Raw genomic sequence first — 21,843 nt, 5'->3', positions numbered from 1 at the left:
ATATTTAAGCATTCTTTATGCTCTACCTTATGCATAAGATTATGGTAAACTATGAATAGAAACTTAACTATTGGAGGCGTATAAATGGGAAAAAGATTAATGCTGCTGCTTGTAACAAATATTCTAGTAATGACCACCATTGTTATTGTATGGTCAGTAATTACCAGGTTTACTAATCTTGGTACGTTTCAAACCGGCGGAGCCGGTCTGGGGATTGATTTTGTATCACTTGGCGTATTCAGTTTACTCGTTGGCTTTTTAGGGTCATTTATATCGTTAGGGATGTCCCGCTGGGTTGCGAAAATGATGATGAAGGTAAAAGTACTAAATCCGGATGGTCAGCTTTCTGCCCAGGAGCGTGCTGTGGTTGAAAAAGTTCACCGTATGTCCCGTGCTGCCGGATTAACCCATATGCCGGAGGTTGGAATATATCCTTCTGCAGAAGTAAATGCTTTTGCAACCGGTCCATCTAAAAAGCGTTCATTAGTCGCTGTATCACAAGGCTTATTAAATAATATGGATGATGATGCAGTAGAAGGCGTTATCGCGCACGAGGTTGCTCACGTATCAAATGGAGATATGGTAACGATGACGCTGCTTCAGGGTGTAGTCAATACATTCGTCGTTTTCTTTTCAAGAATCGTAGCTATTCTTGTATCCCGCCTCGTGCGGTCAGAGCTGCAGTGGATTGTACAGTTTGCAGCAATTATTATTTTCCAGATTTTATTTTCAATTCTTGGAAGTCTCGTTGTAAGTGCGTACTCCCGTCACCGTGAGTTCCATGCAGACAGAGGCGGTGGAGACTTAGCGGGTAATGATAAAATGGCTCATGCACTGCGATCACTAAAAGCTTATGCGAGCCGTGCCCAGGTCAAGGATCAAACAGATGATTCAGCTGTACAAACGATGAAAATTAACGGGAAGGGTGGAATGGCTAAGCTGTTCTCGACGCACCCTGATTTAGATGAAAGAATTGCACGCTTGGAAAGACGATAAATGAGATGACAGCTGAACCTTTTAAAGGTTCAGCTGTTTTTTTTATGACACGCTGCGGCCTGTTTGTACGATCAGGCGGATTGGTAGACTTTTGTGAGCTCCTTTAGAATAATAAGAGGATAAGGAGTGAAGCGAAAATGGATTTAACCTTAAGCATATTAGATCAGTCAGCTATTGCGGAAGGAAGTACAGCTGAGGAAGGGCTGCGGCAGACTGTGGAGCTTGCAAAACTAGCTGAGGAGTGGGGCTATCACCGTTTCTGGGTTTCAGAGCACCACGATGCCACAACGCTTGCAGGATCATCTCCTGAAGTTCTGATTTCTCATCTGGCTTCTAAAACAAATACAATCAGAGTCGGGTCCGGCGGCGTGATGCTCCCGCACTACAGCGCTTATAAAGTAGCAGAAAACTTTAAAGTGCTGGAAGGCCTCACCCCCGGAAGAATCGACGTTGGAATTGGAAGGGCTCCCGGCGGTATGCCAAGAGCTTCCTACGCACTGGGTGAAGGGAAGCCTAGGGATGTGCACCGCTACCCTGAGCAAATTGATGAGCTTTTGAATTATCTTCATGATGATCTCCCAAAAGAGCATCCATATTACGGGCTTAAGGCTACACCGGTTACACAAACAGCGCCGGATGTCTGGGTACTGGGCTCAAGCCCCTCATCTGCTTTAACAGCTGCCCAAAAGGGTCTTCCTTATACATTTGCTTTATTTATAAATGGAGAGGGCGGTCCCTCTTATATGAACCATTACCTTTCTAATTTTAAACCGTCCTCCTACTACCAGAAACCTCAAACAAATGTAGCTGTATTTGCTATTTGCGGTGACACGATGGAGGATGCGGAAAGAATCGTCTCAAGTCTTGACCTTTCAATGATTATGCTTGAGCAGGGCATGCCATCAAACGGCACACCTAGTCCGGAAAAAGCGATGAGCTATGAATTCAGTTCCTTTGAAAAAGCAAGAGTGCTGCAAAATCGCCAGCGAATGATTGTAGGGGACATTGATCATATTGAACAGCAATTATACAGACTAAGTGAGGAATACCAAACAAATGAAATAATGCTCACGACAATTGCCTACGATTTTGAGGATAAAAAGAAATCGTTTGAAAGAATTGCAAAAAGAATGCTGTGAAAGGCAAGCTGGTACACAATTAGTTGTTTTGTATGATTTCTTCTTAAAAACTGGAATTATTAGGGGGTTTTAGAGCTTTATATTAATCGGAAAGGGTATAGAAAAAAGTAAGGAGCAGAAACTAAATTCAGTCAAGTGGCATGTAACAGAAGAATATGAATTACTAAACGTCAAAAATAAAGGTGATAATATGGCAAACCATAAAACAGAGGCAGCTGCAGGCTGGAACCTGGAAAATAGTTATTCCCAGCTGCCAAAAGCATTTTTCGCCACTATTGATCCATCCCCGGTTAGTACGCCAAAGATCGCTGTATTTAACGATTCACTGGCTTATGAACTGGGATTAAATTCTCAATCGTTAACTAGTGAAGACGGGGCAGCAATACTTGCAGGGAACCGGATGCCTGAAGGATCTTTGCCCTTAGCTCAAGCATATGCCGGTCATCAATTCGGCAACCTTACGATGCTTGGGGATGGACGGGCGCTTTTGATTGGAGAGCAGCTGACCCCGTCAGGTCATCGGGTTGATCTGCAGCTTAAAGGCTCAGGACGGACGCCATACTCACGCGGAGGGGACGGCAGGGCAGCACTTGGTCCAATGCTGAGGGAATATATCATGAGTGAAGCCATGCATGCTCTTGGTATCCCTACTACCAGAAGCCTGGCAGTTGCGACTACAGGAGAAACCGTTCTGCGAGAGAGAGGCCTTCCAGGAGCTGTTTTAACCCGTGTGGCTTCCAGTCATTTAAGAGTAGGGACCTTTCAGTACGCTGCAGCCCTCGGGAAAACAGAGGAGCTGAAAGCTCTCGCTGACTTTGCAATTAAACGGCATTTTCCGGAGGCGGAAAATGCTGAGAATCCTTACCTGTCGTTTTTGCAAAGTATGATACAAAGTCAGGTTGAGCTAATTGTCAAATGGCAGCTGACCGGCTTTATTCACGGGGTCATGAACACGGATAATATGGCTGTAAGCGGGGAAACCATTGATTATGGCCCTTGTGCTTTTATGGATGAATATGATCCTGCCACTGTATTCAGTTCCATAGATATTCAGGGAAGATATGCGTATGGCAAGCAGCCCACTATAGGCGGATGGAATCTTGCCAGGTTTGCAGAAGCGCTGCTGCCTTTACTTGATGAAGATCAGGACAAGGCTGTTGAAATGGCTCAAACGGAGATAACAAATTATACCGCGTTATTTCAGGAGCACTGGCTTAATGGCATGAGGGCTAAGCTCGGCATAATGGGTACAGAGTCTGAAGATGAAGCGCTCATACAGGATTTGCTGAGCATTATGCATAAGCATGAAGCGGATTTCACCAATACCTTCCGTGCTCTCACGTATGAAACAGCAGCTGACCTTCCTTTCATGAACAGCAAGGATTTTACTGACTGGCAATCAAAATGGGAGCAAAGACGAGATCGTCAGCAGGAATCCAAGGAGGCTTCGTTTGCTCTCATGAAAAAATCAAACCCTACAGTTATTCCCCGTAATCATAAGGTGGAGGAAGCATTAAAGGCTGCAGTGGAGCACGATGATTATAGTGTAATGAATCGCCTGCTTAAGGTGCTTTCAGCTCCTTATGAAGAGTCACCTGAAAATATACACTACACAGCGCCGGGAGGACCGGCAAGCTGTGATTACCGTACGTATTGCGGCACCTGATAAATCTGAAAGCCAAGGTCATTGACCTTGGCTTTTTTGCATTCAACCATCATAATTCTGACAATTCTAAAAGTAATTTTAACTAAAATACTATATAATGGTAGAAACATAGCTGGAATTTTGCTAGACATATCAAAGTGAAAGGAGCAAAAAGTTTATGAAAGAAAATTTTCAGGACTATACAGAAGGGAATATTGTCCTGTTATCCTTAGCTATTATAACGTTTATCGGAGGTTTATTTTCTGCTTTATTCCTCCCAAATCTGGTTCATTTAACTTTATTGTATACTGGTTCTTCCCTTTATATATCAACCCCTTTTCTTGCTAATATTCTATTTGGTGTATTTTCGGTGCTCCTTGCTATTGCGTTCTTTCTTGCAAGCAGGGCTGACAGGAAAACGATTATGGCATCCATTCCATTTTTTTTGGCAGCTGCTGTGATCATACCTGGCTGGCTGACGAATTATTCAGCTCTTTACGTAGATAAAATTATTTACAACCCTATTACCTCGCTTCAGTCAAAAGCCTATGAATGGAGTGATGTGAAAGAAGCAGTAAGAGAAAGAAATACAGATACGCCGCCTATTGAGCGTGTGAACCTGCTCTTTCATGACGGTACGGAATTATCCTATATCGTAAACCCGAAATTTTATGAAGTTGCTCCAGTTGTTTACACCTTGTTAAGTGACAACAATATTGATGTTGAGATTCTTCAGACGGAAGAAACTCCATAACCTAATCACTTTATAGCCTCCAGCCATTTTAATAGGAAGCAGTTTGATCAATCATTAAATACCAATAGCGGAAGGGGTTCGGATAGCCTCTTTGATATAATGTAACTTTAGAAAGGAGGATGCGTTTTGAAAAAAATATGGTGGAAGGAAGCTGTTGTGTACCAGGTGTACTGGCGCAGCTTTTATGATAGCAACGGAGACGGGATTGGCGATCTTCAAGGTGTGATAGAAAAGCTTGATTACATACAGGAGCTAGGGGCAGATGTGATCTGGCTGAATCCTTTTTACGAATCACCTGATCGGGATAATGGGTATGATATTTCAAACTACGAAGGAATCATGAAAAAGGCTGGAGATATGAAGGATTTTGAACGGCTGGTTGAGGAAATCCATGAACGGGGGATGAAGGTCATTATGGATTTGGTGGTCAATCATACATCTGATCAGCATCCCTGGTTTTTAGAATCAAAATCCTCAAAAGATAATTCAAAGCGGGATTGGTACATTTGGAAGAAACCGAAGAATGGCGGAAAACCTAACAACTGGCGTTCTTATTTTGAACCCTCTCCCTGGACCTTTAACGAAGAAACAGAGGATTATTATTTTCATTCATTCGCAGTCGAACAACCTGATCTTAATTGGAAAAATGAAGAGTTAAGGCAGGAGATTTACCGTATGATGCGTTCCTGGCTTGATAAAGGAATTGACGGTTTTCGAATGGACGTGATTAATTTACTTGCCAAGCAGGAAGGATTTCCTGATGCGAAAAACCCTGAGGTCATCAGCTACCTGGCGGATAATCCGGGGATCCATGACTATCTGCAGGAAATGAACCGGGAAGTCCTGCAGCAATATGATTGTATGACGGTTGGAGAAATTCCATTTGTTACACCGGAAACAGGACTTTTATATGTTGATGAGAACAGAAATGAGCTAAATACACTATTCCACTTTCAGGTAGCTGATGAAATGCCAGTAATGAACCTTCGAGCGTACAAAGAGATCCAAAGGAATTGGTATAATGCTCTTTGGGGAAAAGGCTGGAATTCGCAGTTTTTGAATAATCATGACCATACAAGACAAGTGACACGTTATGGAAATGATGGTGAATACCGTGTGGAGTCTGCAAAGCTTTTAGCTACAATGCTTCACACACTTCCTGGCATGCCTTATGTCTATCAGGGAGAGGAAATCGGAATGACCGGGGTTCGTTTTGACTCAATTGATGACTACAATGATATTGCCATGAAAAATAAGTACAAGGAAGAAGTAGAGAAGGGAAAAGATCCGAAAGAGGTTTTTGAAGATCTGCTTTTACTAAGCCGGGATAACTCAAGAACCCCTATGCAGTGGAGTGATGACCATCAAGCTGGCTTTACCTCAGGAGAGCCCTGGATAAAGGTAAATCCAAACTATAAGGAAATCAATGTAAAGCAGTCCTTAAACGATCCAGTCTCTGTCTTTCATTATTACAAGCTGTTAATTTCATTCAGAAAAGAAAATCCGATCATGATTTATGGCGATTACGAGGATCTTTCACAGGATGATGAAAATCTTTATGTGTATACACGGACGTATGAAGATAAGACCTGGCTTATCCTTTTAAATCATTCGGATGAGGCGCAGGTTTTTAAGTCGGAGGAATGGATAATTGGAAGAAAAGCTCACTGTGTCATTACAAATTATGAAAGAGCTGAAGAAGGAAAGATTATACTGCCATCTTCTTTTTCTTTAAAACCACATGAAGCACGGGTATACGAATGGACGAATTAAACAAAACACCTCTTTGTCATCTACCGGCAAAGAGGTGTTACCTTTTAAGTGAATATAAAAGCAGTTCTATTCTTCGTAATTAAACTGCCAGCTGACCCCAAATTTATCGGTAACCTGCCCGTAGAGTTTACTCCAGGAAGTTTCCTGAAGCTCCAGGTTTACCCGTCCGCCATCCTGCAGCCTATTAAAGCATGATTTAATCTTGTCCATATCTGAACTTACCAGAGCCAGGGTAATCGTACCGCCCTGTTCAAACGGCATTCCAGGGAAGGTATCTGAGAACATAATATTGCTACCATCAATCAAGAGATGTGTGTGCATCACCAGGTTTTTTGCTTCATCTGTTAATGGATACTCAGGGTTTTCAGGCATTTCTCCCATTGTCATTATGTAGTTCGTCTCTGTATCAAATACATCGGCATAAAACTGGACGGCTTCACGGCAATTTCCATTAAAGGTCAGGTAAGCATGGATTGGCAATTTGTTCACTCCTAAATTGATGTATTGTATTCATTTTCATTATAGCAGGAAACTGTCATTTAAAAAGCTGAAAAAAAGCAGCCGGAGAATTTATTTCCGGCTGCTTCATCCTTAATTAGTTGCAAAAACATGATTCCCAATTTTAGATTCTATTGTTAAACGTTGTACCCATTTTGAAGTAGCCGTATCAGGGTTAAAGAAGAATAATGCACCATTGGACGGGTCATAGCCATTCATGGCATCACGTGCCGCTTTAACGGATTCGTTATCCGCATGACGTGTAATTTCACCATTTTGAACAGGCTCAAATGCATAAATCCCACCATTGCCATGCGTTTCATAAATAACTTCCTCAATTGTGTCAGGGAACTCATTACTTTTAACACGGTTTAAAATAACACCTGCTACAGCTGCTTTACCTTTATAGGACTCTCCACGTGCTTCTGCGTGGACAAGCCGTGAAAGCAGATCAAGTTCTTCTTCATTAACTGCTGACTCCCCGATTGTCAGTGTCTGTCCTGGATAAATAAGTGATCCTGAAAGACCATTAGCTGCTTTAAGTGAATTAACATTCGTACCATAGCGCTGGCTGATCTTCCATAAGGAATCACCGCTTTTTACTGTATATTGTTGGGATGTTGCATCTGTTTGAGAGGGGAAGAACATCGCAGAAAATGCAATAGCTCCTGAAATAATCCATTTCTTCATCTTCACATTTACCTCCTTAAAAATATCTGTTGAATAACTCAACAAATAGTATGGTAACGTGAATGTAAACCCCATTTCATTAGTACGTTGTTAGCAACAAAGGAATTTTTTGCAGGTACATGCGGAATCTTTTCTTAGATAAAAATATTATCTTTCCACTGGCTGTTTGTTCGCTTTTACCCAGAGCAGAACAAAGAAGACGAAGCTTATATAGCCGAACAAAGGATATAAGACACGAAGAAGCATGCTGTAATCCAGAAAACTGAAACAAAGAACGAACAAGATAATTCCCGTAAAGATAAACGGACTCTTTATTCGAGTATAGGTTTTTAGTTGTTTTTCAAGGCCATACATATTCCCAAGAATAGAGGTAAAGATCTCTCCATAAATGACGATTACATAAATCCAAAATAATGGAAGAAGCATTCCCTTCATCACAACCGCCATTGGGATGGCATATCCTGCCACCTCAGGTAGTGTGATAAGAGTCAGGTGGCTTGAAAGTAAGAGTAGCGTCAAAATAAGACCGCCAAGCATTCCGCCTAAACGGATGACGACTTTATCCTTTATTTCAGAGGCAAGAGGAACCAATACCGCCTGGGCCATTGCCAGATTCATAGCAGGATAAATGAATGCGTACAATATAGGCTTCCAATACGATAATTTTTCCGGCATGAAAAAAAAACGATTCGTTATTTCCTCCCCGGAAACGGTGTGAATAAGCAGTAGAAGGTTGAAGAGAATCATAAGCGGAACCATAAAGGAATTTACCGCAAGCAGTCCTTTTGAACCCATAAGTAAAACCCCGAACAGAAGAAAAACTGTTAGAAGAACACCTGCGATTTTCGGCTGCTTAAGCTGTTCTTCAAACACAGCCCCTGCACCGGAAAGCATTACAATACAGAAGCCTAAAAGCATTGCCATCATCAAAAAATTTACGCCCTTTGAAAGACGGTTCCCGAACAAGTAACGATTGAGCTCCTCATAAGAATGAGCCTGTAAATCAATGGCCTTTATCATCAGGCTTGTCCCTAAGGATATAAAAAAATAACCGCTGATTAAGATCGTAAAAAATCCCATAAAACCAAATTGTGTGAAGAACTCAACGATTTCTTTACCTGTAGCAAATCCAGTTCCAACTATTGTTCCAACATAAACAGCTGCTACCTGAAAGGCCTTGTTCCATGGTTTCACGGCAATACCCCGCATTAAATTTAATTGATACATTAAAGTATGTCATGCAGAAGATTTATAGAAGGAGGGCGATTTGAACGCTACAGGGAAAGTGGGGTTAGATATGAATGAAGGGATGCATCCTATATGCATCCCTCAGGCAGCCTATCTAATATAAAGAAGTAACCTGGCAGTAGTTGTGTTCATTTATCCCAGTAGAGAATTAATGCCACCTAGTAAAGAATTCAGTAAGCCGGACAGTTGATCAAAAATACCGCTTAAAAATCCGTTTCCATCAAGTAGACCAGCAACTCCGCATAGAAGGTTTCCAAGTAGGTTTCCTGCACCAGGAACTGCAGTCAGATCAAGGTTAATCTCAGACAGGTCGAGCTGAAGTCCAAGTAAATCAAGAAAAATAGGTCCCAAATCAAGATTTAAAAGATCACACGCAGCCTGTGTTGCAGCCATTGTCTCTGCTTGTTGAATAGTCGATGCAGAAGCTGCCTGGGCTCCTGTGCCTGCTTGATTTATAGATGCTGGAACATTTTCAAATGCTTCGTTGACATTATTTCTTTCTCCGTTCGCTTGTGTAGCCTTTCCTTTAACTGTACCGCTCATGACCAGACCCTTTGCTTCATCATAAGAAAGGTTTTCGATGGTCATCATTCCATCAAATGTTCCACCATCTTCAAGGACACCAGTAACTTTTACATTTTTGAGCATTTTTGAACCAGTGTTTGACGATGCTGCCATTGTACTTAATGGAGCGAGAAGCAAGGCACCAATAATCGCGATCGTTAATGCAAAAGAGAATTTTTTGAAGTTCATTTTTATAGCCTCCTAATAGGTTTTTTATAGGTACTCGATGATTCTTCTGCCAGGCGTTCTCTATATACCCAGCACTTACCACAAAAAACAAATAGATGAAAAATTCAGTCAATTTAACTAAAATCAACATCTCCTCTCCTACTAATTTCGATTCTATCTCATGAAAACAGGAGTATTTCCTTTAAATATAAGCGTTTTCTTATGGGTATATTTACTGCATTAGAGTAAGATATTTATTGCAGATAGTCGTCCTGAGTTCGCTCACAGTTCATTTTCTGTTACGATAGAAGAAGTAATTTTATATTGCACTCAATAAATACATAGAGGTGACAAGCATGACTAGCACAAAGATTATTTTTTTTGACATTGACGGCACGCTTTTAGATCACGATAAGAAACTCCCTACTTCAACTAAAAAAGCGATAGAAGCACTTAAAATGGATGGTCATGAAGTGGCCATTGCTACTGGAAGGGCTCCATTTATGTTTGAAGATCTTCGGAGAGAACTGAACATTGACACCTTTGTCAGCTACAACGGTCAGTACGTGGAGCATAAAGGGGAAGTAGTCGTAAGCAATCCACTAAATTATGAAAGCCTGAAGCAGCTGACGGAAGTTGCGGCGACAAGAAATCATCCGCTTGTATATATGGGGCAGGGGGAAATGAAGGCCAATGTCGAGGAGCACGAAAACATCGTGGAAAGCTTTAATTCTTTAAAAATTAAATCCTTCCCGACGCACGATCCTGAGTATTTTCATATGGAAAAAATTTATCAAACCCTGCTTTTCTGTGAGGGCGACGAAGAAACATTTTACGAAAAGGAATTTAGTGATTTTGACTTTATCAGATGGCATCCTCAATCGGTTGACGTGATTCCTGCCGGCGGTTCTAAAGCAAAGGGAATCGAACAGGTCATTCAAATCCTGTCTATTAAGATGGAGAATGTTTACGCGTTCGGCGACGGCTTAAATGACATCGAAATGCTTTCAGCAGTCGGGCATGGAGTTGCAATGGGCAATGGCTGCCAGGAAGCAAAAGATGCAGCAGCATACACGACTAAGCCGGTAGATCAGGACGGTATCTTAGCAGGCTTGGAAATGGTGGGTCTGTTGAAATAAAAAATAACTTATTAAGAGCTTGGGACATGACTAATAGTTATTTAAGAAGCGCAGTGAACCGGGCGAGGGTTTGAGACACACATCTGTCTCAACCCCTTTTTTTGCCGATAAGAGAAAGAAAAGAGGAGAGACAATGATTAACTTTCATTGTAAAAGGATATAGAAGTAAAATAGTATCCTTTTTAAGAAATGAGGGAATAGCATGGAAGTTCAGTTAAAGCGGGTAACAGAAGAAAATAAAGAAGAGGTTGTAAAGCTGCATGGGAAAGAAGAACAGCGGGATTGCACAAGAACGGTAGCGGAATCTCTTGAGAAAATTGAAACCAAATCTGAAGAAGATCACTCAGAATATATTCCTTTTGCTATTTATGATGATGAAACAGTCGTTGGATTTATGCTGTACACGTATGAAGATGAAACGACAAATAATTACTGGATTGAAGGAATGATTATAGACGAGAAGTACCAGGGAAAGGGCTACGGCCGTGCGGGGTTAAAAAAATTGATTGATTGGATCAGCGAGAATTTCCGAAATTGCTCGGAGATTCGTGCAGCTGTTTCAACAGATAACGAATCAGCATATGAATTATATAAAAACTTTGGCTTTGTCCCTTCAGGAGAAATGAAAGGGGAAGAAAGCATTCTTTATCTAGTCGTTCAAACCGCCAGTGACTGAGAATAAACAATTTCTGTAGACCCGCTGCATGTACGATGCAGCGGGTTTTTTACTATGGCCGTGAAAGCGAATTCAAAACACTCAAACTTCGAAGAACAAGATTAGGAATTTAAGGTTGATTGGAACGGAAGGGGACGACTCCGAGGGGAGAGAAGCGGGGAGGCTGAGATCCACTTGCGCAGCAAGTTAGCTCAGCCCCGCCCCGCCCCCCGAAAAGCGTTCCCCTGAAGTGGAAATCAAAATGCCCTATTTAGAGGGAGAAGTCTATTGATAAGTAAAAGTTATCACTAATTCTTCATTTTATGTAATTTACTTATCAAACAAATTCCTCTATTGTTAAAAATAGAGAGAAATAAAAGGAGGAATCATAATGCTTTTTTCATTTAAGGGGATCGATCATGTTCAATTAGCTGCACCTAAGGGATCAGAGGAGGAGGCAATAAAATTTTTCGCAGATGTTTTAGGATTCAAGGAAATTGAAAAACCGGCTGAACTGAAAAAACGCGGAGGTGTGTGGTTTACCTTTGGAACGTCCCAGCTGCATATCGGAATTGAAGAACCCTTTCAAGCCGCTAAAAAAGCACATCCAGCCTTTGAAGTGCAGAACCTCGAGGAATTGAAGAGGCATTTAGCTGCTAATCACGTGAAATTTATAGATGATCCTAATCTTCCAGGGGCAAACCGGATCTATCTAAGTGATCCATTCGGAAACAGAATTGAGCTTTTGGAGTGGGACTGAACTGGTTAAAAAAAGATCAATACTGGAGGGATGAAGTGTGGGGATTGATTTTCACAGTTCAAAAAACAGTTACTCTTATACAACTAGAACAGCAGATGAGTCATGGAGGGAAGCAGTAAAAAAGCTCGTACCGCTAAAAGGAATTAAAATTCTTGATGTAGGCTGCGGCGGAGGCATTTACACAAAAGCTTTATCCCTCCTCGGCGCTTCAGAGGTAGTTGGTATTGATTTTTCCAAGGCTGCAATTAAAGCGGCACGTGAAAACTGTCATGAGTATAAAAATACTTCTTTTGAGCATGGCTCTGCCTATGAAACTGGTCAGCAAAGCGGGAGTTATCAGGTAGTGCTTGAAAGAGCGTTAATTCATCATCTGGACGACTTAACTAAATGCTTTGAGGAAGCCTGCCGTGTGCTTGAGAAAAATGGAATTTTTATCGTACAAGACCGCACCCTGGAAGATTGTCTGCTTGAAGGAAATGATCATCATATTAGAGGCTATATCTTTTCTCAATTTCCTGAGTTAATTGAAAAAGAAAGAAACAGGAGACATGGCAGCCAAGCGGTAAAAGAAGCTCTAAAAGATGCCGGGTTTACTCATGTAGAGGAAGTAAAGCTTTGGGAGACCAGAAAGATTTATGAAAAAAAGGAGCAGCTGTTACAGGATATCAGCGATAAAATTGGTAGAAGTATTCTGCATGAAATAGATGATCAGAAGCTGACAACCCTGGTTCAATTTCTGGATGCCAAGCTGCCGGATGGGGAAATTATAGAAAAAGACAGATGGACAATCTGGAAGGCAGTTAAAGAGTAATAATGCACTTTTCTTGGATATAGCTAAGCGTTGATTTATAATAGTTGGTATAGCAACTATTCGTTATATATCCAGAAAGGAGAGATTAAAATGGACTTATTGAAAAGAGAAGTTAAGGATCACTGGTACGTGCAATATGAAGAGGCTTCTTTTCCTTTTATTCAAAAGGGTTGGGTTTTGCCGATGGACCGCTGGAAGGAGTTTGACCCTTTTATTATCATGGCTGAGGACTGGTTTAAAAAGGGAGCATTCGCTGATCACCCGCACAGAGGCTTCCAGACAATTACCTATGTCATTGATGGAAGACTTGAGCATATCGACAATGGGGGAGGAAGAGACATCCTCCAACCGGGTGATGTGCAATATATGAACGCCGGCTCTGGTGCAAGGCATGCCGAGGAAGGGGTGGAGGATGACATCGCCCATACCCTTCAGCTGTGGCTGAACCTGCCAAAGGAATTGAAAAACACGGATAACTCCTATCAGAATGTATACAGTGAGGAGGCTCCTGAAGTTGCGATTGAATGTGGAAAGGTTAAGGTGTTTTCAGGGGATATCGCAGGCGCCAAAGGACCGCTGCAATCGGTCGTTCCTATTACACTGACCGAGGTTTCACTCGATGAAGGAGCTTCCTATGTTCATGTAATTCCAGAAAACCATAATGCTTTTGTGTACGTTTTATCAGGAGAACTAGAGATGGGTGAAAATCACGTGCAGCTCTCGAAACACGGGACAGCTCTTTTAAGCTTTAAAGAAAATGGTGATGCCAAAAAGGGGAGTGAATTTCATCTAAAAGCGAAAACCAGACGAAGTAAAATTCTGATTTACTCAGGCGTTCCAATAAAAGAGGAAATCGTTCCTTATGGTCCATTTGTGATGAACTCTATGGAAGAAATTAAACAAGCGTACCGGGATTATCATGAAGGAAAATTTGGTCCTGCTGCCCGTTAAAATAACTATAAAAAAGCACAGAGATCGTTTTGATCTCTGTGCTTTTTATTCGGCTTAAGTTTTAAAATGCGCCAGCTGCTGCTGTTGCTTTTTGAAGTCCTTCTTCAATAATTTCTTCAGCTTTATCCGGGAACTGGTTATGTCCTTCAATAATGATGGATGTAATATCCTGAACCCCCCAGAAATTAAGCATATTTTCTACATAGTTTACAGCCATTTCAGCTGAAGCTGCAGGGCCTTCTGAATAAACGCCGCCTCGTGCATTAAGCAGGGCAACCTTTTTGTCTTGAAGAAGACCTACTGGACCTTCAGCAGTATAACGGAAAGTTCTTCCTGCCTGAGCAAGATAATCTAAATAGGTGTGCAGCACTGCAGGCACTGTGAAGTTCCATAGAGGGAAAGCAAAAACTACTTTTTCCGCATCAAGAAACTGATCCAGATATTTTGTCACAACAGTCGTTGCTTCTGCTTCTTCATCTGTAAGCTCAACATCTTTTGAAAGCTTGAACATGCCGTTGATCATTTCTGTATTGTAATAAGGAAGCTCTTCCTCAAATAAATCCAGCTCCGTAATAACATCTTCAGGATGAGCGGCTTTATATTCTTCAAGGAATTGGTGGTAAAGCTTAACACTTACGGATTGATCGATTGGTCTTGAGTTTGCTTTTACAAATAGTACTTTAGACAATGGTAAAACCTCCAATTTATAATATAAGTTTCGATAGCAACCGGATAGGCAAAGGACGTTGTTTATTCAGATTGGATATTGCTGCTCATTTTAGAAAGCAGTCTTTCAAGCTCGGTCAATTCTTCTTCAGAGAGCCCTTTACAGACGAGCTCATTAAACTGCTCTGCAATCGGGATAATTTTGTCACCAAGCTTTTTCCCTTCAGAAGTGAGAAAGATTTGGATGACACGTTTATCCTCTTCGCTTTGGCTTCGTTTAATGAATCCTTTTTTCTCCAGATTAGAAGCCATCCTTGCAATATTTGTTTTGTCCTTATTCAGCATTTGAACCATTTGATTCTGTGTAAGCCCGTCCCTCTCCCAAAGCAGCATCATGATCAGATTCTGTTCAGGTGCCAGATTGTACGGCTCAAGCCTCGACTTAATAAAGCCTGTCAGGAGGAGATCGGTCTTATGAATTTTAATGCTGATATAATCCTGAAAACTGAGTTTCAAAAGCATTCACCTCAAATTAGTTGCTACACAAACTAATTATAGAGTATAAAGATTCTGCAGATGTATGTCAACAAATTGGATTGCCTACCTGAACCGAGATTATTTTCTTTAAAACCTTTAAAAATCAGTTTATTTATCCTATGTGTACTTATTATTTTGAAAAAAGGTTCAAAGTAGTAAATTTACTCCCCAGGGAGTTGATAGAAGTGGAATGAAGTGAATCAGACGAAAAAAGCGGGGAGGCTGAGAATTTTATGATTTTTGAAGCCATTCACATCTGCATTTTTAAATAAAATAGCCAAAGAGCACCTAGGATCAATCATTGATATCCTGTTGCTCTAATTTATTCAGTGTAGTTCAGTTCACTTTTGCAGCTAAACGTTGAACTGTCCGCTTGATCTGATAATCTGTCCGGCTCACGCATTAATCTGTCCACTTCTCCGATAATCTATCCGAAATCCGCATTAATCTGTTCACTCCCTTAACTAATCTGTCGGACCTTATGAGTTTCGCCGGCAAGGCGCAGCCTGCAGCGTAAATTAACACGACCCATTAAAAAAATATTTCCACTTAACACCTAGGTTAAGTTCAAACAAAAAAGCCAGCCCTATACAGGCTAGCTTCTGCTTTCTCGCTTCTCAATCGCAATCACAAATGGCGAAGGAGTCTGCGTATTCATAAATTGATACCTCAAAACATGAGCAGTCTCACCGTCAATCGTCTGCACAAACCGCAGCAAATAATCCCGCTCAACAGCCCCCTCAGGATGGCCATGATAAATCACCAACACAATAATACCCCCGGGCTTCAGCATCTCAAGCAGCTTCTTAACAGCTGTAATTGTCGTTCTGGGCCGGGTAACAATCGTTTCATCACCGCCAGGCAAATATCCTAGATTAAAAACAGCTCCTGCAATCGCTCCGTGGTGAACAGGCGGAATCGCCTCTTCCACCATTTCATGCCCTTCCTGAAATAACATGACACGATTTCTAAGCTGATGTTCCTCTAATTTAGTAGCCGTTTCCTCAATCGCTTCCTTCTGTATATCAAAGCCGTACACACGTCCGTGCTCGCCGACAAGCTGAGACAAATATAAGGTATCGTGGCCGTTTCCGACTGTGGCATCAACGACGACATCACCCTTTGTCACAGCCCGTTCAAGCAGCTGCCGTGCATAAGGCAATATGCGGTCCAGTTTCATCGCTGCGGGCTCACCTCTTTATAAAATTTCCCCTGATAGGATTCACGTCTAATTAATTCTTCATCAATAGCATTCAGTACTGACCATTTATCAACGCTCCACATCGGACCAATCATCATTTCAATTGGACCATCGCCGGTAATGCGGTGAATAATCATTTCTGGCGGGAGAATTTCAAGCTGGTCACATACAAGATTTACGTAATCTTCCTGTGATAAAAATTCCAGGACGCCTTTTTCATATTGCTTTATCATCGGCGTACCTTTTAATAAATGAAGCAAATGAATTTTTATGCCCTGCACATCCAGCTCTGCAACAGCCTTAGCTGTCTCCATCATCATTCCGTAGTCCTCCTGCGGAAGTCCGTTGATGATATGGGAACAAACGCGGATGCCCCGGGCTCTAAGTTTTTTAACGCCTTCTTTGTAGCATTCAAAATCATGGGCACGATTGATCATCGTTGCAGTTGATTCATGAACAGTCTGCAGACCAAGCTCGACCCAAAGGTAAGTGCGCTCATTAAGCTCTGCTAAATACTCAACCACATCATCTGGAAGACAATCGGGACGGGTAGCGATAGACAGCGCTACTACATCATCCATGCGGAGTACGGTTTCATATTTTTCGCGCAGCACTTCTACTGGTGCGTGTGTATTTGTAAAGGCCTGAAAATACGCCATGTATTTGCCGTTTTTCCATTTTAGATGCATGCGGTCTTTTATTTCATTAAATTGCTTTTCCAAAGGATCCACGCGGTTTCCGGCAAAATCTCCTGAGCCGGCAACACTGCAGAAGGTACAGCCGCCATGCGCGACAGTGCCGTCACGGTTAGGGCAGTCAAAGCCGCCATCAAGTGCCACCTTAAAAACTTTATGGCCGAAATGATTTCTTAAATGGTAGTTCCATGTATGATATCGCTTTTGATCAGCTGAATAGTTAAATGGATTTATTTGTTCCAAAGGGTAAGACCCTCCTTTGCTATGTCTGAACTGACTAGGTTCGTCTATAGCGCATTCTATCATGTTCACGCTGCTTAAACCAATGTCAAAAAGATTAAATCCCAAAATTGACACGAATGGAGTGAAATTTTATTAATGCAGTTATTACTTATACTTAGTAGTAACTCAAAAAAATTTTAACTCCCAAATTAAAGTATATAAGAAAGAGACCGTTCAGGCTTGAAGATTTTTGAAATCAAAGCTAAACTAATTTGGTACTCGAAATAGATAGAGAGAAATGAGGAAGAGAAATGCCGCGAGCACTTTGGATGCTGGTGATCGGAATGATGATCAATGTGACGGGGGCTTCTTTTTTGTGGCCGCTAAACACTATTTATATACATGACTATCTAGGTAAATCCTTAGCTGTAGCTGGACTTGTCCTGATGGCAAATGCTGCAGCGAGTGTCATTGGTAATCTGCTTGGGGGTGTGCTTTTTGATAAAGTGGGAGGCTACCGTTCAATCATGATCGGAATTGTAATTTCACTTGCTGGCTTGCTTGGGTTAACGCTTTGGCATGATTGGCCCTTTTATTTATTTTTCTTAATTATTATCGGTTTTGGGTCCGGCATTGTTTTTCCATCGATGTATGCAATGGCAGGCTCTGTTTGGCCTGAAGGGGGAAGAAAATCATTTAATGCGATTTATCTTGCGCAAAATATTGGTGTGGCAGTTGGAGCGGCATTAGGAGGCATCGTCGCTTCAGTATCCTTTAATTATATTTTTCTTGCGAACTTTTTAATGTATGTCGCTTTCTTTTTTCTTGCACTCATTACGTATAAAGGCATTTCAATTCAGCCGAATATTCAAACGAGCGTCCTGCAGCAATCAAGCCGGATTAAAAATAAACATGCCTTCACAGCTCTATTAATCCTGTGTACGGGTTATCTTCTTTGCTGGGTCGGCTATGTGCAGTGGCAGTCAACGATCGCGACCTATACTCAGCAGATTAATATTACGCTTACTCAATACAGCATTCTTTGGACGGTTAATGGTGCTATCATTGTACTTGGGCAGCCGTTGATCAAACCAATTGTTAAGCGGTTTGAAGAAAACTTGAAAAAGCAGATGATTATTGGCATTGTCATTTTCATGATTTCATTTGCATTCACAGCTTATGCCGGATCATTCCAGGGATTTCTAGCCGCAATGATTATTTTAACTATTGGTGAAATGCTCATTTGGCCGGCAGTGCCGACAATTGCCAATCAGCTTGCTCCAAAGGGAAGGGAAGGGTTCTACCAGGGAGTAGTAAACTCAACTGCCACGGGCGGCCGAATGATCGGACCTTTTTTAGGAGGCGTCCTGGTTGATTTTTATGGTATGTCTGTTCTTTTCATCTTTTTAATCTTCCTGCTCTTCGCTGCTATAGCAGTAACGTTACTCTATGATCGTCCCATGCGTGAAGAGAAAAAGCAATTATCAGTAAATGGCTAAAAAGAAGGAACATTGTCTATAATGCAGATAAGAAAAGCTTGCATGACGGCGTTGGATTGCATTACAATAAGAGAGAATTCAATATTCAGACGTAGAAGAGGATTAGTAGGGATTTCATTTCGAGCCAGTAGAGAGCTGACGGGTGGTGGAAGTCAGCCGGATGAATCGTGAACTCGCCTCAGAGTCGATTGTACGAAACGTATTAGTACAATCCGTATTCCGCGATAAGGATTAACTTTTTAAAAGTGCGTGTACACGAATTTGGGTGGTACCGCGGGAGACTTATAACCAGGCTCTCGTCCCATGATAGGGACGGGAGCTTTTTGTGTTTTTTTTGAATTTTCGCATTAGATACTAGGAGGAATCAGGATGAGCTTTAACCATAAGAAAATCGAAAAGAAATGGCAGCAATACTGGGCTGAAAACAAAACATTTAAAACATCGGATGATATTGGCAAAAAGAAATTTTACGCACTGGATATGTTTCCGTATCCATCTGGCGCCGGCCTTCACGTAGGTCACCCTGAGGGTATGACGGCGACAGATATTCTTTCCCGTTATAAAAGAATGAATGGCTACAATGTTCTTCATCCGATGGGCTGGGATGCATTTGGTCTTCCTGCTGAGCAATATGCCCTTGACACAGGGAATGATCCTGCGGAGTTTACGAAAAAAAATATCGATACCTTCCGCCGTCAGATCCAGGAGCTTGGTTTTTCCTATGACTGGGACCGCGAAATCAGCACAACTGACCCAAGCTACTATAAATGGACGCAATGGATTTTCCTAAAGCTTCATGAAATGGGTCTTGCCTATGTTGATGAAGTAGCAGTGAACTGGTGCCCGGCACTTGGCACTGTTTTAGCAAATGAAGAAATTATTGATGGGAAAAGTGAACGAGGAGGTCACCCGGTAGAGCGCCGTCCAATGAGACAGTGGGTACTGAAAATCACAGCCTACGCTGACCGCTTAATTGATGACCTGGAGGAGCTTGACTGGCCTGAGAGCATTAAAGAAATGCAGCGCAACTGGGTAGGGAAATCGGAAGGCGCTGAAATCCGTTTCGAAATCGCTGATACGAATGAATCCTTCGAGGTATTTACGACCCGTCCTGATACATTATTTGGTGCCACATACGCAGTTCTTGCTCCTGAGCATCCTTTAGTGGATAAGGTAACTGCTGAGGAGCAAAAAGAAGCAGTGGCAGCCTACATTGATAAAGTGAAATCTAAAAGTGATCTTGAGCGTACGGATCTGGCAAAAGAAAAGACTGGTGTCTTCACTGGTGCTTATGCCATCAACCCCGTAAATAACGAAAAAATGCCGATCTGGATTGCTGATTATGTATTGATGAGCTATGGCAGCGGCGCCATTATGGCTGTTCCTGCACACGATGAACGTGATTATGAATTTGCGACAGAATTTAATCTTCCAATCGTTGAAGTCGTAGAAGGCGGAGACATCGCAAAGGAAGCCTACACTGGTGATGGCGCTCATATTAATTCTGACTTCTTAAACGGTTTAGGAAAAGAAAAGAGCATTAGCAAGGCAATTTCCTGGTTAGAAGAAAAAGGACTTGGCACAAAGAAAACAACCTACCGTCTTCGCGACTGGCTATTCAGCCGCCAGCGCTACTGGGGAGAGCCGATTCCAATTATTCACTGGGAGGATGGCACCACAACCGGCGTTCCATTTGAGGAGCTGCCGCTTGAGCTTCCTAAAACAAAAAATATTAAACCGTCAGGCACTGGTGAATCACCCCTTGCCAATATTGAAGAGTGGGTAAATGTAACCGATCCTGAGACAGGAAAAAAAGGTAAACGAGAAACCAACACGATGCCTCAATGGGCGGGCAGCTGCTGGTATTATCTTCGCTACATTGATCCAACCAATGAGAATGCAATTGCCGACCCTGAAAAAATTAAGCATTGGCTGCCTGTAGATATTTATATCGGCGGTGCTGAGCACGCCGTACTTCACCTTCTTTATGCCCGCTTCTGGCATAAGGTGCTCTACGATCTTGGTGTTGTTCCAACAAAAGAGCCGTTCCAAAAGTTATTTAACCAGGGAATGATTCTTGGTGAAAACAACGAAAAAATGAGTAAGTCAAAGGGCAATGTGGTTAATCCTGATGAAATCGTTAGAACGCACGGTGCTGACACACTTCGCGTATATGAAATGTTCATGGGACCGCTTGATGCATCTATTGCCTGGTCAGAAAATGGTCTTGACGGCTCCCGTCGGTTCCTCGACCGGATCTGGCGTCTGTTTGTTACAGATGAAGGAAAGCTGACACATAAAGTTAAAAATCAATCAAATGAATCACTTGAAAAGGTGTACCACCAGTCAGTGAAAAAGGTTTCTGAGAATATCGAAGGAATCCGTTTTAATACAGCGATTTCTCAAATGATGGTGTTTGTGAATGACGCTTATAAAGCAGATGTCATCCCGAATGAGTATGCAAAAGGCTTTGTAAAGCTTCTTTCCCCGTTTGCTCCTCACTTAGCAGAAGAGCTTTGGGAAAAGCTTGGTGAAGCAAATCTTGCTTATGCTGATTGGCCTTCATTTGATGAATCAAAGCTTGTGGATAATGAAGTGGAAATCGTTGTACAGGTTAACGGCAAGATGAAAATAAAAATGATGATTTCACGTGATGCTAGCCGTGAACATATGGAAGAGTTAGCAACAAACGAGGAAGCCATCAAGGACGCGATTGAAGGAAAAACAGTTCGCAAGGTTATTGCAGTACCGGGTAAGCTTGTTAATATCGTAGCGAATTAAATGTACCTGCCGGATGACTCTCCGTCTTTTGGGAGCGTCTCCGGCATTGTTTTTTGGTATACTAAAAACTAGTCAAGAAGTGAAAGGAAGGATTATATGTCTGAATTAAAAACGATTACAGCGCAAGAGGTGCAGCAAAAGCTTGAAGCAGGAGAAACGCTTCATCTGATCGACGTACGTGAGGAAGATGAAGTGGCTGAAGGCATGATTCCTGAAGCGTCTCATATTCCAATGGGAGATGTTGCCATGCATTTAGATGATCTAAATGAAGAAAATGAATACATCCTTATCTGCCGCTCAGGTAAACGCAGTGAAAATGTAGGCTGGTTCCTTCATGATCACGGCTTTAAAGTAGTCAATATGACAGGCGGCATGCTTGATTATCAAGGAGAAACAAAACCAAAAGCATAAAAAGACAAAGTCATTCTCTTTTAGAGAATGGCTTTTTTTG

The 21,843-nt window shown here is 41.9% G+C and carries 21 protein-coding genes and 1 other annotated feature; of the genes, 13 read left to right on the top strand and 8 right to left on the bottom strand.

Translation table 11 applies throughout. The features are described 5' to 3' along the window. The first annotated feature begins 84 nt into the window (after window positions 1-84). From htpX to C4B60_RS06685, 5 genes are all read left to right on the top strand, one after another. Complete coding sequence (gene htpX, locus C4B60_RS06705) at window positions 85-996, top strand: protease HtpX (protein WP_104057223.1); 912 nt, start codon at window positions 85-87, stop codon at window positions 994-996. 137 nt (window positions 997-1,133) lie between these two features. Further along, window positions 1,134-2,135, top strand: a complete 1,002-nt coding sequence (locus C4B60_RS06700; RefSeq protein ID WP_104057222.1) for an LLM class flavin-dependent oxidoreductase — start codon at window positions 1,134-1,136, stop codon at window positions 2,133-2,135. Window positions 2,136-2,325: 190 nt separating this feature from the next. Then, window positions 2,326-3,801 (top strand): protein adenylyltransferase SelO, encoded by a 1,476-nt coding sequence (locus tag C4B60_RS06695; RefSeq protein ID WP_104057221.1) that lies wholly within the window; start codon window positions 2,326-2,328, stop codon window positions 3,799-3,801. Window positions 3,802-3,958: 157 nt separating this feature from the next. After that, window positions 3,959-4,534 carry a hypothetical protein gene (locus C4B60_RS06690; RefSeq protein ID WP_104057220.1) on the top strand — a complete coding sequence of 192 codons (576 nt, stop codon included), beginning with the start codon at window positions 3,959-3,961 and terminating at the stop codon, window positions 4,532-4,534. A 126-nt stretch (window positions 4,535-4,660) separates the two neighbouring features. Continuing rightward, on the top strand, window positions 4,661-6,307 hold the full coding sequence (locus C4B60_RS06685; RefSeq protein WP_104057219.1) for a glycoside hydrolase family 13 protein: 1,647 nt from the start codon (window positions 4,661-4,663) through the stop codon (window positions 6,305-6,307). 66 nt (window positions 6,308-6,373) lie between these two features. Here C4B60_RS06685 and C4B60_RS06680 read toward each other — a convergent pair whose 3' ends face one another. The 4 genes from C4B60_RS06680 to C4B60_RS21595 all read right to left on the bottom strand — a co-directional run bounded on the left by C4B60_RS06680 (window position 6,374) and on the right by C4B60_RS21595 (window position 9,496). Continuing rightward, window positions 6,374-6,787, bottom strand: a complete 414-nt coding sequence (locus C4B60_RS06680) for a VOC family protein (protein WP_104057218.1) — start codon at window positions 6,785-6,787, stop codon at window positions 6,374-6,376. 111 nt (window positions 6,788-6,898) lie between these two features. Then, window positions 6,899-7,495: a cell wall hydrolase gene (locus C4B60_RS06675; protein WP_104057217.1), complete on the bottom strand. Its 597-nt coding sequence runs from the start codon at window positions 7,493-7,495 to the stop codon at window positions 6,899-6,901. Window positions 7,496-7,642: 147 nt separating this feature from the next. Further along, complete coding sequence (locus C4B60_RS06670) at window positions 7,643-8,689, bottom strand: YkvI family membrane protein (protein ID WP_245153891.1); 1,047 nt, start codon at window positions 8,687-8,689, stop codon at window positions 7,643-7,645. 186 nt (window positions 8,690-8,875) lie between these two features. Then, entirely contained in the window at window positions 8,876-9,496 is a 621-nt protein-coding gene (locus C4B60_RS21595) for a hypothetical protein (protein WP_209020064.1), read from the bottom strand. Window positions 9,497-9,831: 335 nt separating this feature from the next. On the opposite strand from C4B60_RS21595, the gene C4B60_RS06660 reads away from it, so the two are divergent. The 5 genes from C4B60_RS06660 to C4B60_RS06640 all read left to right on the top strand — a co-directional run bounded on the left by C4B60_RS06660 (window position 9,832) and on the right by C4B60_RS06640 (window position 13,791). After that, window positions 9,832-10,614: a Cof-type HAD-IIB family hydrolase gene (locus C4B60_RS06660; RefSeq protein ID WP_104057216.1), complete on the top strand. Its 783-nt coding sequence runs from the start codon at window positions 9,832-9,834 to the stop codon at window positions 10,612-10,614. A gap of 202 nt (window positions 10,615-10,816) precedes the next feature. Then, window positions 10,817-11,290, top strand: coding sequence for a GNAT family N-acetyltransferase (locus C4B60_RS06655; protein ID WP_104057215.1), 474 nt, complete (start codon window positions 10,817-10,819; stop codon window positions 11,288-11,290). Window positions 11,291-11,660: 370 nt separating this feature from the next. Next, the gene (locus C4B60_RS06650) at window positions 11,661-12,029 is read left to right on the top strand and encodes a VOC family protein (RefSeq protein WP_104057214.1); all 369 of its coding nucleotides are present in this window, start codon (window positions 11,661-11,663) and stop codon (window positions 12,027-12,029) included. A 37-nt stretch (window positions 12,030-12,066) separates the two neighbouring features. Further along, the gene (locus tag C4B60_RS06645) at window positions 12,067-12,840 is read left to right on the top strand and encodes a class I SAM-dependent methyltransferase (RefSeq protein WP_104057213.1); all 774 of its coding nucleotides are present in this window, start codon (window positions 12,067-12,069) and stop codon (window positions 12,838-12,840) included. A 90-nt stretch (window positions 12,841-12,930) separates the two neighbouring features. Then, complete coding sequence (locus C4B60_RS06640) at window positions 12,931-13,791, top strand: pirin family protein (protein ID WP_104057212.1); 861 nt, start codon at window positions 12,931-12,933, stop codon at window positions 13,789-13,791. Window positions 13,792-13,852: 61 nt separating this feature from the next. Here the strand turns inward: C4B60_RS06640 and C4B60_RS06635 are convergent, their stop codons facing one another. The 4 genes from C4B60_RS06635 to mnmL all read right to left on the bottom strand — a co-directional run bounded on the left by C4B60_RS06635 (window position 13,853) and on the right by mnmL (window position 17,133). Next, window positions 13,853-14,479, bottom strand: coding sequence for an FMN-dependent NADH-azoreductase (locus C4B60_RS06635; protein ID WP_104057211.1), 627 nt, complete (start codon window positions 14,477-14,479; stop codon window positions 13,853-13,855). A 62-nt stretch (window positions 14,480-14,541) separates the two neighbouring features. Continuing rightward, the gene (locus C4B60_RS06630) at window positions 14,542-14,979 is read right to left on the bottom strand and encodes a MarR family winged helix-turn-helix transcriptional regulator (RefSeq protein ID WP_342365029.1); all 438 of its coding nucleotides are present in this window, start codon (window positions 14,977-14,979) and stop codon (window positions 14,542-14,544) included. 610 nt (window positions 14,980-15,589) lie between these two features. Continuing rightward, on the bottom strand, window positions 15,590-16,174 hold the full coding sequence (gene mnmM / locus C4B60_RS06625) for a tRNA 5-(aminomethyl)-2-thiouridylate-methyltransferase MnmM (protein WP_104057209.1): 585 nt from the start codon (window positions 16,172-16,174) through the stop codon (window positions 15,590-15,592). Beyond that, window positions 16,171-17,133 carry a tRNA modification radical SAM protein MnmL/YtqA gene (gene mnmL / locus C4B60_RS06620; RefSeq protein WP_104057208.1) on the bottom strand — a complete coding sequence of 321 codons (963 nt, stop codon included), beginning with the start codon at window positions 17,131-17,133 and terminating at the stop codon, window positions 16,171-16,173. The genes mnmM and mnmL overlap by 4 nt, the downstream gene beginning before the upstream one ends. Before the next feature lie 290 nt (window positions 17,134-17,423). Between mnmL and C4B60_RS06615 the strand changes: the two genes are divergently transcribed. From C4B60_RS06615 to C4B60_RS06605, 3 genes are all read left to right on the top strand, one after another. Next, complete coding sequence (locus C4B60_RS06615; protein ID WP_104057207.1) at window positions 17,424-18,611, top strand: MDR family MFS transporter; 1,188 nt, start codon at window positions 17,424-17,426, stop codon at window positions 18,609-18,611. Between the two features lie 83 nt (window positions 18,612-18,694). Beyond that, window positions 18,695-18,918: a binding site (T-box leader), on the top strand. Between the two features lie 62 nt (window positions 18,919-18,980). After that, window positions 18,981-21,392 carry a leucine--tRNA ligase gene (leuS, locus tag C4B60_RS06610; RefSeq protein ID WP_104057206.1) on the top strand — a complete coding sequence of 804 codons (2,412 nt, stop codon included), beginning with the start codon at window positions 18,981-18,983 and terminating at the stop codon, window positions 21,390-21,392. A gap of 96 nt (window positions 21,393-21,488) precedes the next feature. Further along, window positions 21,489-21,803, top strand: a complete 315-nt coding sequence (locus tag C4B60_RS06605; RefSeq protein WP_104057205.1) for a rhodanese-like domain-containing protein — start codon at window positions 21,489-21,491, stop codon at window positions 21,801-21,803. The last annotated feature ends 40 nt before the right edge of the window (window positions 21,804-21,843 follow it).

Source organism: Jeotgalibacillus proteolyticus (assembly GCF_002926065.1).
Classification (GTDB): Bacteria; Bacillota; Bacilli; order Bacillales; family Jeotgalibacillaceae; genus Jeotgalibacillus; species Jeotgalibacillus proteolyticus.
This window is presented reverse-complemented; position numbering and strand designations above follow the sequence as displayed.

Coding starts and splice junctions, on each gene's coding strand:
- C4B60_RS06630 (WP_342365029.1), bottom strand. CDS start 14,979: ATGCTTTTGAAACTCAGTTTTCAGGATTATATCAGCATTAAAATTCAT.
- C4B60_RS06640 (WP_104057212.1), top strand. CDS start 12,931: ATGGACTTATTGAAAAGAGAAGTTAAGGATCACTGGTACGTGCAATAT.
- C4B60_RS21595 (WP_209020064.1), bottom strand. CDS start 9,496: ATGAACTTCAAAAAATTCTCTTTTGCATTAACGATCGCGATTATTGGT.
- C4B60_RS06695 (WP_104057221.1), top strand. CDS start 2,326: ATGGCAAACCATAAAACAGAGGCAGCTGCAGGCTGGAACCTGGAAAAT.
- C4B60_RS06650 (WP_104057214.1), top strand. CDS start 11,661: ATGCTTTTTTCATTTAAGGGGATCGATCATGTTCAATTAGCTGCACCT.
- C4B60_RS06675 (WP_104057217.1), bottom strand. CDS start 7,495: ATGAAGAAATGGATTATTTCAGGAGCTATTGCATTTTCTGCGATGTTC.
- C4B60_RS06615 (WP_104057207.1), top strand. CDS start 17,424: ATGCCGCGAGCACTTTGGATGCTGGTGATCGGAATGATGATCAATGTG.
- mnmM (WP_104057209.1), bottom strand. CDS start 16,174: ATGAAACTGGACCGCATATTGCCTTATGCACGGCAGCTGCTTGAACGG.
- C4B60_RS06655 (WP_104057215.1), top strand. CDS start 10,817: ATGGAAGTTCAGTTAAAGCGGGTAACAGAAGAAAATAAAGAAGAGGTT.
- htpX (WP_104057223.1), top strand. CDS start 85: ATGGGAAAAAGATTAATGCTGCTGCTTGTAACAAATATTCTAGTAATG.
- C4B60_RS06605 (WP_104057205.1), top strand. CDS start 21,489: ATGTCTGAATTAAAAACGATTACAGCGCAAGAGGTGCAGCAAAAGCTT.
- C4B60_RS06690 (WP_104057220.1), top strand. CDS start 3,959: ATGAAAGAAAATTTTCAGGACTATACAGAAGGGAATATTGTCCTGTTA.
- leuS (WP_104057206.1), top strand. CDS start 18,981: ATGAGCTTTAACCATAAGAAAATCGAAAAGAAATGGCAGCAATACTGG.
- C4B60_RS06660 (WP_104057216.1), top strand. CDS start 9,832: ATGACTAGCACAAAGATTATTTTTTTTGACATTGACGGCACGCTTTTA.
- C4B60_RS06700 (WP_104057222.1), top strand. CDS start 1,134: ATGGATTTAACCTTAAGCATATTAGATCAGTCAGCTATTGCGGAAGGA.